Raw genomic sequence first — 11,272 nt, 5'->3', positions numbered from 1 at the left:
CGACATTCCGATTCCGCAAGAGGGCCCGCATGCGCTTCCGTACCCTGTTCCTCGTCCTGTGCGGCCTGCTCCTGGGCCACGCCGCGACGGCCGCCGAACCGCCGACCGCGCCCACGCCGCCGACGCAGCCGGCCGAAGGGCCGGGCGGCGCGGCCTATCGCCATGCCAGCGTGCATCAGTGGCATTTCGGCGAAGGCGCTCGCGAATACTGGGTGTTCACCCCCGAGCAACCGGTCCCCGGCAACGCTCCGCTGGTGATCTTCCTGCACGGCTGGAGCGTGATGCAGCCGGACCTCTACCGCGCCTGGATCGACCATATCGTCCGCCGCGGCATGGTGGTGATCTACCCGCGCTACCAGCCGGACCTGAAGACGCCCAACGCAGACTTCCTCGACAATGCCGCCGGCGCCCTCGGCGACGCCCTCAGGCGCCTGCAGGCCGGCGAGCTGGGCGTGCGCCCGCGGCTGAACCAGGTCGCCTACCTCGGCCACTCCGCCGGCGGACTGCTCGCCGCCAACCTGGCGGCCGCCAGCGAACGCCTGAAGCTGCCGGCGGCGAAGGCGCTGATGGTGGTCGAGCCCGGCAAGAGCCAGGGCAAGCGCTGGGACGGCGTGGCCCAGGAACGCCTGTCGGGGCTGGCCAAGGGTACCCTGCTGCTGGCGGTCTGCGGCGACGAGGACAGCCATGTGGCCTGCACCGACGCCAAGCGCATCTACCGCCAGAGCCGGCACATTCCGCCCAGCGACAAGAACCTCCTGCTGCTGCGCAGCGATCGCCACGGCGCTCCGCCGCTGCTGGCCAACCACGCGGCGCCCACCGCGCCGGTATTCGGCCCGCAGTATCCGAAGGAAGAAGACAGCGACTGGTTGCTCGACCGCGTCGAGAAGCGCCTCGAAGTGCAGCAGGCCGAAGGCCGCTATACCGGCCACGACCCGCTGGTGATCGACGCCCTCGACTGGTACGGCACCTGGAAGCTGTTCGATGGCCTCACCGACGCGGCGTTCTACAACCGCAACCGCCAGTACGCCCTGGGCGCTACGCCGGAGCAGACCGGCATGGGCCAGTGGAGCGACGGCACCCCGGTGAAGCCGATCAAGGTGCTCAAGTAGCCAGCGCTAGAAGTCGTAGCTCAGGCGCAGGTTGACGGCGCTGCCGCCGACCCGCTCGCCTTTCGTCCCTTGCAGCTCCAGGCTGCCCTGCAACGGACCGCGGCGGGCGTGCAGCGCCATCCCCGCGCTGAACAGGTCGCGCCCCCGATGGGCCGAAACCTGCTTCAGGTCGACGCCCTGCAGGCTCGCCTCGGTGTGGCTCGCCGGCACTCCCAGGGCACGCTCGTAGCCCAGGTTCAGCTCCGGCTCCAGCGACCAGTCGGCCACTCGCAGGCTGCGCGCGACGCTCAGCTCCAGGGTGGCGAAGGTCGCATCCCTGGCCGCGCGGTCGACGTCCAGCGCCAGCTCGCTGTGCTTTTCGCGGAAACCTTTCCATTCCGTACGGGTCGCCAGCAGGCCGACCCGCGGCTCGACCCGCCAATCGTCCTTGCGCCAGCGGTAGCCGCTCTTGACGCTGGCGTGGTAGAGCCAGCCCTCGCTGTCGCCCTTGGCCGTGGCAAAGCCCGGCAGGCGCCGCTTGCTGGCGGCGTCGAGGTAGCCGGCGCCGAGCATGGCACTGACGTAACCGCCCTGTTCCAGGCTGTCGAAGGCGTGGACCAAGCCCACGGCGAGCTGGGTGATGTCCAGCTCGACCTTGCCGCCGGCGCTGTTGACCCGTCCCTTGGTCTGCGCCAGCGTCGCGCCGCCCCGGGTTCGTTCGTCGAGCGCCTGGACCAGGCCCAGGGCAATGCCGTCGCTGCGCTCGCGACTGCCGCTGACGCCTGAGCGCCCCTCGTTGCGCAAGCCGGAAGCGAGCCTCTGGAACCACAACCGCGGCGCCTGCCCGGGCTGCGCCCAGGAAAGCTCGCCGAACATCGCGCGATCCACTTGCGACGGCTGCCGACTCAGGTAGGCCAGGCTGTCGGCGTACACCTGGCCGCCGGCGCTGCGCGGCAGGCCAGCGAGATCGCCGCGCGCCAGGCTGGCCTGCAGCCAATCGTTGTAGGCGCCGGCGCGCAGGGCGATGGGCCGGTCACGGAGCGCGTTCAACGCCGCCGCGGAACGCCCGGCATTGCCTTGTAGGTTGACCTGCCCCGGCAGGTCGAGCGGAGCCAGGGCCAGGGCGATGCCATCCGCAGCGAAGCGCAAGTCGTGGCGCAGGCCTCGCGCGGCCAGGCCCGGCGCCTGTTGCAAGGCGTCGAAACCGCCCTGGTAGGTGGCACCTCGCGCGACCGTCAGGAACTTCTGCCCCGCCCCCGCCGCATCGGCCGCCGTCAGTTGCAGCCGCCCGCCCAGCCGGGCGAAAGCGGCCGCGCCGTCGAGGCGGATCGGCGGTTGCCCGCCCAGCGCCACCCGGGTCGTGCTCGACGGCGACAGTTCGAGCGAGCGGGTGAAACTCGGCGCGCCCGCGAGGCGGTCGGCGGCGAGCACGCCGTCGATCCGGGTCGGCGCGGCAATGGTGCCGCCGCCGCCCAGCTCGCCGGCCCGGCCTACCCTCAACCCCGGTCCTTCGAGCGTGCCGTCCACCACCAGGCGTCCACCACGAACCTCACTGCTGGCAGAGAACCGGTTGCGCCCGGCGAGCGCCAATTCGCCGGCCTCGACCGCGACCCCGGCGAAACGGTTGTCGCCCGACAGCCGCAGCGCGCCGCTGCCGGCCTTGCCAAGCATGCCGCCGGCGCGGATGTCGTTGCTCCAGACATCCCTGGCGTTCCAGCCGCCGCGCGCCGCGTCCAGCGTCACCCGCTGATCGCCGAACAGCTGGCCCGGTCCACCTACCGCCCGGGCCAGGTCCAGCAACCCCCAGCCGAAACGCGCGTCGACCCCAGGCTCGCCAAGATCGACGGCGGTGCTCAACATGGTCATCCGCACCTGCGCCATGTCCATGTAGGGAAAGCGCTCGGCCAGCAATGCCGCGCTGGCGCTGACCAGCGGCGTGGCGTAGGAGGTACCGCTCTGGTCGGCATAGGTGTAGGTCAAGCGTTCGGCCGAGGCGCCGTTCGCCGCGGCCACGTACATATCGCCGGGCGCCGCCAGGCACCAGTCTTTCGCCACCCCGCACTGGTTGGAGTAGTCGGTGAGGTCGCGGTCCGGACCCAACGCGACCACGCTGAGGAAACCGCTTTCCAGTCCAGGCATGAAGCGCGGCAAGGTGGCGAGCAAGCCGGGCTGCGCGCTGCTTTCGTTGCCGGCCGCGAATACCAGCAGGCACCCGTCGCGCACGCCGTCGGCCAAGGCATTCAGGTAGGGATGCGGCGCTGCGGGATCGATCGCCGCATAAGCGGCATCCACCGCGGCGGCGTCATTGCCGACAGGATCGTCGTTGTAGCTGTTGTTGATGATCCGCACCGTCGGCGCGCCCCGGTAGAGGGTGCTCAGGGCGCCATGGACGAGTTCCTCGCTGCCCGGCTGCAGCAGGCTGGCCTGGCCCGCCGCTTCGTCTTGTTCCTCCTCTATGTCGGCATCCTCGTCATCGGCTTCGTCGCTGGGCCTGATTTGCGTCTGGAAAAGCCCGACCTTCGGCGCCACGCCACCACGGTAGGTGAAATCGGCAATGACCTCCGGCCTGGCCGCGATGATTCCGCTGACATTCGCGCCATGGCTGGCGACCTGGACTTCTCCGCTTCGCTCATCGCGATCGAAGAGCGGCCGGGAGGGATCGGCGATCGCTTCCTCGCCGTCGATGGCCACTCGGTTGGCCAGCGGAGTGATCGCCTGGCCGGCGAACGCCGGATGCTGCGGAAGGAAACCGCCATCGATCACCCCGACATCCACGCCTTTGCCGGTCAGGCCCAACGTGCGCGCGACCGGCACGCCGATGAAATCCTGCTCCCAGCCGCTGGACCGGGCTTCGGCCAACGCACAGGGCGACAGCGATAGCGAAACGCCCAACGGCACCAGTGTGCATATCCCGCACTTTCGAACATCTTTCCAACGTGTCGTCCGCGACATGGCAAAAAATCCCCCAAAAACGAAAGGCACCCGCACTCTTCGCGGATGGCACCCGGCAATAACCTGGCGGCTAGCGTTCCGAGCAGGGGCACGCTAGCTCCCGGGGGGTTAAAAAAGGCTTAACGCGGGCACGCCGACGGGAGCGACCGGGGTCACAGCGCAGGCGCAAACCGGGTGGGCAACTGGACAGCCCGCGCCCCGATCGACGAACATCGCTGCCCGACTCGCGAAAACCGCCGCCCGCTCGCCTCTCCCGAACCGCCCATGGCGCGACGGCCACCCACCGCCAGTCGACCAGCCCATTCGTCACGCGACCCAGGCCATGCATATCCACGTACTCGTCGTCGAAGACAACTTCGATCTCGCCGGCACCGTCATCGACTACCTCGAGGCCGCCGGGGTGGTCTGCGATCACGCCCGCGACGGCCAGGCCGGCCTCAACCTGGCGCGCGCCAACCGCTACGACGTGATCCTGCTGGACATCATGCTGCCGCGCATCAACGGCCGGCAGGTCTGTCGCCAGCTGCGCGAAGCCGGCCTGCAGACCCCGGTACTGATGCTCACCGCCCTGGATACCCTGCAGGACAAGCTCGACGGCTTCGACGCCGGCGCCGACGACTACCTGCTCAAGCCCTTCGAACTGCCGGAGCTGCTGGTCCGCCTGCAGGCCCTCAGCCGGCGCCGCAGCGGCCAGGCCCAGCGCCTGCAAGTCGACGACCTGGTGATGGACCTCGACAGCCGCCAGGCCAGCCGCGGCGGCACGCCCCTGGCGCTGTCCCCCACCGCCTGGAAGATCCTCGAGTGCCTGATGCGCGCCAGCCCCGCGCTGGTCACCCGCGAACAACTGGGGCGCAGCGTCTGGGGCGACGATCCGCCGGAAAGCAACACCCTCAACGTGCACATGCACCACCTGCGCAGCACCGTCGACAAAGGTTTCGCCACCCCTCTGATCCATACCCTGCACAGCGTCGGCTTCCAGCTGGAGCGCAAATGAAACGCGGCCTGAGCCTGATCCCCACCGTCGGCGGCGGCGTCACCCTGATCCTCGCCGGGGTGCTGCTGGTCTACACGCGCATGCTCGGCGACTACGGCGAGACCGGCGCCCTCTACCTGCTCAGCATGATGATGGAAGAGGAAGGGCTGTACTTCGCCCAGCGCTACCAGGAAGACCCGGCCACGCCGGCGCCGGACAGCTACTACTTCAAGGGCAGCGTCGGCACCGCGGGGCTGCCGCCGAAACTCAGGGAGATGCTCGACACCCCACCCTACAAGAGCATCGGCGCCATGCAACTGCTCGGCAACTGGGACGACGATGACGAAGACGAGGATGACGACGCGCCCAGCGACGATGCCTACGTGGTGGTCCGCCAGCCACTGGCCGACGGCAAGACGCTCTACCTCTACGACAACGACGCCGCCGGCAGCATCGACACGCCGCTGTCCGACGCCATCATCGACGCCCGCGTCAGGCAGACCTGGATCGTCACCCTGTCGGTCACCCTGCCTTCGCTGGTCGCCGTCGGCCTGCTGGTCTGGTTCATCGTCGCCCCGCTGCGCAAGCTGACGCGCTGGTCGATGACCCTCGACGACCTCGCCCCGGACAGCCAGCGGCCACGCTTCCACTACCGCGAACTCAACGTGCTGGCGGAAACCCTGTGGAACAGCGTGACCCGGATCAAGGATTTCAGCCAACGCGAGGAGCGCTTCCTGCGCTACGCCAGCCACGAGCTGCGCACCCCGCTGGCGGTGATCGGCATGAACCTGGAACTGCTCGATCAGCCCGGCCGCGCGCCCTCCCCGCATGCCCTGCAACGCATCCGCCGCTCGGCGCTGGGCATGCAGCAGATGACCGAAACCCTGCTCTGGCTCAGCCGCGAGAGCGGCGAACTACGCGACGACGGCCACATCGAGGTCGGCCGCCTGCTGGAGGAGCTGCTCGAGGAACAGCAGGCGCTGAGCCAGCGCCGCGGCCTGAGCTTCCACCTCGACGTGGAGCCGCACAGCCTGCCGCAGACCCGCGCGCGGATCATCATCGGCAACCTGCTGCGCAACGCCCTGCAATACAGCGACGAAGGCGTGGTGGAGATCGTCGTGCGCGACCGCAGCCTGCTGATCAGCAACCCTATCGGCGCGGCCCAGGGCACCGACGAGTCGATGGCCTTCGGCTACGGCCTGGGCCTCGACCTGGTCCAGCGCCTGTGCCAGAAGAGCGGCTGGCGCCTGCATTACAGCAGCGACGAGCAGCGCTTCCGCTGCGAGCTGCTGTTCCCCGCCACGCCGGACTGAAGCGCGACGGCCTTCCTCCGCGCGAAAAAAACCGCGGCCTGGGCCGCGGTCTTGGCGAGGCTCGGCGCGACTCAGTGAGCGAACACCGAGGCCTTCCTGGCCTGCAGCTTGGCCGGGTTGATCAGGAAACGCGCCAGGGCCGGCAGCAGCCAGAGGGCGCCGAACATGTTCCAGAGCAGCATGAAGGTCAGCATCAGGCCCATGTCGGCCTGGAACTTGATCGCCGAGAAGATCCAGGTGGCCACGCCGATCGCCAGGCACAGGCCGGTGAACAGCACCGCCTTGCCGGTGGAGCGGAGGGTCTCGTAGTAGGCCTCCTGCAACGGCAGGCCCATGCGCAGGAAAGACTCCAGGCGGGTGTAGATGTAGATCCCGTAGTCCACCCCGATGCCGACGCCGAGGGCGATCACCGGCAGGGTCGCGACCTTCACGCCGATGCCCAGCGCCGCCATCAGCGCGTTGCCGAGAACCGAGGTGAGGATCAGCGGCAGGACGATGCAGAGGGTCGCGGCGAAGGAACGGAAGGTGATCATGCACATGGCCGCCACGCAGATGTACACCAGCACCAGGATGATCAGTTCGGACTGCTTGATCACCTCGTTGGTGGCGGCCTCGATCCCGGCGTTGCCGGCGGCCAGCTGGAACTGCAGGTCGTCCTTGTCGTTCTCCGCGGCGAAGGCCTGCACCGCCGCCACCGCGCGGTCGAGGGTCTCGGCCTTGTGGTCGTTGAGAAAGACCAGCAGCGGCGCCAGCGAGCAGTCGGTGTTGTAGAGACCGTCGGCACGGGCGATGGAGTTGTTCAGCACGTCCTGGTTGCGCGACAGGGTCTCCCATTTCAGGTTGCCTTCGTTCATCCCCTTGATCACCTGCTTGGACACGGTGACCATCGAGATCGCCGACTGCACGCCCTCGGTGTTCTCCAGCTTCCAGGCCAGCTCGTCCATGGCTGCCAGGGCCTGGTGGGTGGAACAGCCTTCCGGGGAGGTCTTGACCATCACCACCAGCACGTCCGAACTGGTCGAGTAGTTGCGGATGATGAAGTCGTTGTCGAGGTTGTAGCGCGAGTCGGGACGCAGTTCCGGCGCCCCCTGGTCGAGGTCGCCGATCTTCAGGTGCTTGCCGTACCAGAGGCCGCCGCCGAGCATCAGCACGGCGATGGCGATGGACACCGGGGCCACCTTCGGGCTGGCGAAGTTCGACAGCAGGCGCCAGAACGGGTGCTCGCGCACCGCGTCGTCCTTGCTGCGCTGCACCGCCTTCTTGCTGATGCCGATGTAGGAGATCGCCACCGGCAGCAGGATCAGGTTGGTGAAGACGATCACCGCCACGCCGATCGAGGCGCCGATGGCCAGCTCGCGGATCACCCCGATGTCGATCACCAGCAGGGTGATGAAGCCGACGGCGTCGGCGAGGATCGCGATCATCCCCGGCAGGAACAGTTGGCGGAAGGTCAGCCGCGCCGCCATCAGCGCATTGTCGGCGCCGCTGGACTGCAAGGCGATACCATTGATCTTCTGCACGCCGTGGGAGATGCCGATGGCGAAGATCAGGAACGGCACCAGCATCGAGTAGGGATCGAGGCCGAAACCGACCAGGTTGAGCAGGCCGAGCTGCCAGAGCACCGCGACCAGGGTGGTGATCAGCACGGCGATGGTGCTGCGGATGCACTTGGTGAACCAGTACAGCAGGACCAGGGTGATCAGCAGGCAGATACCGAAGAAGCCAACCACCATCACCAGCCCGTCGATCAGGTCGCCGACCTTCTTCGCGAAGCCGACGATGTGCACCTTCACGTTGGGATTCTGCAACTGGTACTTGTCGCGGATCTTCTCTTCCAGCTCATGGGAGAACTGGCGGTAGTCGAGCTTGATCAGTTCGCTCTGGTTCTTCGGATTCGGGTACATCTCCAGCAGCGGCACGTCGACGATGCTCGACTTGAAGTTGTTCGCCACCAGGCGGCCGATCTGCCCGGACTTGAGCACGTTGTTGCGCAGTTCCTCCAGCGCCCGCGGCGAACCGTCGTAGGTCTGCGGTATCACCTCGCCGCCGGCGAAGCCTTCCTCGGTCACTTCGGTCCAGCGCACACTGGGGCTCCACAACGACTTCAGGCCGGAACGGTCGACGCCGGGGATGTAGAACACCTCGTCATGGATCTGCCGGAGCGTCTCCATGTACTCCTTGGTGAAGATGTCGCCGTTCACCGCCTCCACCGAGATGCGCACGGTGTTGCCGAGGTTGGCCAGGTCGTTGCGGTGCTCGAGCATTTTCTGGATGAACGGGTGCTCCAGCGGGATCATTTTCTCGAAGCTGGTGGACGGCCGCACCTGGGTAGCCTGGTAGAACAGGAAGACGCTGACCAGCAGGCAGAGGAAGATCACCACCGGCCGGTTGTTGAAGATCAGGCGTTCGAGCAGGCTCGCCTTGTTTTGCTGATGCTGGTTCATGGCACTCATGCGACCCCCGACTTATTGTTGTTGTTCGAGCGCGGCACCGTTCGCCGCAGCGAGGTGCACGCCGCCCTGGCCGACCAGGATCAGGTGGCCGTCGCCGGTGGCGCTGACGCCGGCCAGGGACAGCCGGTCGGGACGGTTGAACACGCTGAAGCTGCGCCCGCCGTCGGTGCTTTCGAGGACACTGCCGCCGTGGCCGACCACGACGATACGCCCGTCCGCCAGCAGCGCGCCGTCGGAGAGACCGAATTCCAGGTCGCCGGACGCCGCCTTCAGCGGTATCTCTTCCCAGCTGTCGCCGAAATCGGCGGAGCGGAACAGGTGGCCGCGCAGGCCGTAGACCAGCACGCCGCCCGCATCGGCGGTACCGATGGCGCCGAACAGCGAGCCCTCGTAGGGGCCTTCGAGTTTTTCCCAGGTGGCGCCCCAGTCCTTCGAGCGGAACAGGCTGCCGGCTTCGCCGACCACCAGCAGGCCGTTGTCCTTGACCGCGGCGATGGCGTTGAGGTGGAACTGGTCCTCGTTGTCCAGGCGCTCGCTGACGTCTTCCCAGTGCTGGCCGCCGTCGCGGGTCTCCAGCAGCGCGCCATAGGCACCGACGGCCAGGCCGTGCTGTTCGTCGGCGAACCAGATGTCCAGCAACGGCGCTTCGCGGCCGAGGTCCTCGAACTGCCTGGTCCAGGTGCTGCCGGCGTCGTCGCTGACGAGGATCTGCGCATCGTGCCCGACCGCCCAGCCCTTGCGCTCGTTGACGAAGAACACCGAGGTGAGCAACTGGCGGGTCGGCACCTTGGCCTGGGTCCAGGTCTTGCCGTCGTCGTCGGAGAGCAGGATATGCCCACGGTCGCCGACCGCGACCAGCCGCTTGCCGGCATGGGCGACGCCGAGCAGCAGGCTGCTGGCGGCCTTCGGCGATTCCACGGCGAATTGCGGCGGCGCGGCGGTTGGCGTCGACTCGGCCAGGACCGGGGTGGCGGCGAGGGTCAGAAGAGAAAGCGCCCCGAGAAACGACAGGGCCCTGCTGGCCAGGGGCGATCTGGAAGGAATGGCCGGATGCCGCGAAGCGTCCGCGGATTGGCCGGGCGAAGTGCGCCACGTCATGGGCTCACGCATGGATACCGTCCCCGTTGTTGTTATTAGTGGTTCGTGGTGAGCGTTATATAGCCAGCGTTTGGCGACGGAGACAATTGAAGCCACGTTATCTTTTGTTAAGCGTGTAAGCCGTCTGTAACGGGGGATCGGCGCCGCCCTCCTCCCCGGAGGGAAGCGGTCGGCGCCGGCGAGCGGAACGATCAGCGGGTGCCGCGGCGGCGCAGGGCCGAGGGCTTGAAGTAGGAGTCGTCCGGTACCGCCTGGGTGAAGTCGATGGTGCCCGGCTCCTCGTTGTCCAGGTTCTGCACGTGGTAGCGACGCGCCTGCAGGTCGTGGAACACATCCAGCGCGCTCCAGGTGTACGGCAGGTCGTAGAAGTTCTTCAGGTAGGCCATGGACACCCGCCACAGTTCGCCGCGACCGTCGTACTGGTCGACCACCGCCGCGCTCCAGCTGTCCTCGTCGAGGTACAGGGTGCGCTTGGAGTAGATATGCCGCGCGCCCGGCTTCAGGGTGCCTTCCACCACCCACACGCGGTGCAGTTCGTAGCGGGTGTATTGCGGATCGAGGTGGCCCGGCTTGAGCAGTTCCTCGTACTTCACCTCGGGGCTGCTGACCTTGTAGTTGTTGTAGGGGATGTAGATTTCCTTCTTGCCCAGCAGCTTCCAGTCATAGCGGTCCGGCGCGCCGTTGAACATGTCGGTGTCGTCGGCGGTGCGCAGGCCGTCGGCGGCGGCGATCGGCGTGTCGTAGGCAAGGTTCGGCGCACGCCGCACACGACGCTGGCCGGCGTTGTAGCCCCAGGCCTGGCGCGGCTCCTTGACCTGGTCGAGGGTCTCGTGCACCAGCACCGCGCCGCCGGCCAGGCGCGCCGGGCTCTTGGTGAACGACAGGTAGTAGAACATCAGGTTGTTCAGGTCGGCGAAGCTGCCGCCCTTGAGGTAGTACTTGAACAGCGCTTCCTGCTGCGAGGTCACCAGCGAGTAGCTACCGTTGCGCTGTACCGCGACTTCCGAAGCGCGGCGCACGACATAGGTGCCGCGGTAGCGGGCGACGTGGTTCCACAGCGCCTCCACGCCGCTCTTCGGAATCGGGAACGGCACCCCGCCATAGGCGTCGGCGAACCCGTTGCCGCCGTCCAGCAGCCTGGCGCTGGTGGCATTGGCGAAGGTGTTGTCGTACAGCCACTGCGGCGCCGAACCGGAACGGCGACTGGGGTAGACCGGCATCCGGAAGCTGTCCGGGTAGGTCTTGAACAGCGCCAGCTGGCCCGGGGTCAGGTGTTCCCTGTACTGCTCCAGGTTGGCCTTGTCGATGGTGAACAGCGGCTTGTCCGCGGCGAACGGGTCCGGGTGGTGCTGGCCCGGCTTGTAGCCGGCCGGCGCCTGGGTGATGCCGCCGGTC

At 67.7% G+C, this 11,272-nt stretch carries 7 protein-coding genes; 3 read left to right on the top strand and 4 right to left on the bottom strand.

Annotated elements, in window-relative coordinates:
• Positions 1-29: 29 nt before the first annotated feature.
• Positions 30-1,109: an alpha/beta hydrolase fold domain-containing protein gene (locus HMPREF2886_RS16820; RefSeq protein WP_033968974.1), complete on the top strand. Its 1,080-nt coding sequence runs from the start codon at positions 30-32 to the stop codon at positions 1,107-1,109.
• 6 nt (positions 1,110-1,115) lie between these two features.
• Here the strand turns inward: HMPREF2886_RS16820 and HMPREF2886_RS16815 are convergent, their stop codons facing one another.
• Complete coding sequence (locus HMPREF2886_RS16815) at positions 1,116-3,986, bottom strand: S8 family serine peptidase (protein WP_256562546.1); 2,871 nt, start codon at positions 3,984-3,986, stop codon at positions 1,116-1,118.
• Positions 3,987-4,362: 376 nt separating this feature from the next.
• Between HMPREF2886_RS16815 and cprR the strand changes: the two genes are divergently transcribed.
• Positions 4,363-5,034: a cationic peptide response regulator transcription factor CprR gene (gene cprR / locus HMPREF2886_RS16810; RefSeq protein ID WP_033968110.1), complete on the top strand. Its 672-nt coding sequence runs from the start codon at positions 4,363-4,365 to the stop codon at positions 5,032-5,034.
• Entirely contained in the window at positions 5,031-6,326 is a 1,296-nt protein-coding gene (gene cprS, locus HMPREF2886_RS16805; protein ID WP_070747880.1) for a cationic peptide sensor histidine kinase CprS, read from the top strand. Before cprR ends, cprS begins: the two co-directional genes overlap by 4 nt.
• Before the next feature lie 71 nt (positions 6,327-6,397).
• On the opposite strand, the gene HMPREF2886_RS16800 is transcribed toward cprS, so the two are convergent.
• From HMPREF2886_RS16800 to HMPREF2886_RS16790, 3 genes are all read right to left on the bottom strand, one after another.
• On the bottom strand, positions 6,398-8,779 hold the full coding sequence (locus tag HMPREF2886_RS16800) for an efflux RND transporter permease subunit (protein ID WP_079864453.1): 2,382 nt from the start codon (positions 8,777-8,779) through the stop codon (positions 6,398-6,400).
• 12 nt (positions 8,780-8,791) lie between these two features.
• Positions 8,792-9,889, bottom strand: coding sequence for a WD40/YVTN/BNR-like repeat-containing protein (locus HMPREF2886_RS16795; protein ID WP_033975902.1), 1,098 nt, complete (start codon positions 9,887-9,889; stop codon positions 8,792-8,794).
• Between the two features lie 179 nt (positions 9,890-10,068).
• A partial coding sequence (locus HMPREF2886_RS16790; RefSeq protein ID WP_070747877.1) for a DUF1329 domain-containing protein occupies positions 10,069-11,272 on the bottom strand: 1,204 nt, incomplete at its 5' end.

The organism is Pseudomonas sp. HMSC066A08 (assembly GCF_001813025.1).
GTDB lineage: Bacteria > Pseudomonadota > Gammaproteobacteria > Pseudomonadales > Pseudomonadaceae > Pseudomonas > Pseudomonas aeruginosa.
This window is presented reverse-complemented; position numbering and strand designations above follow the sequence as displayed.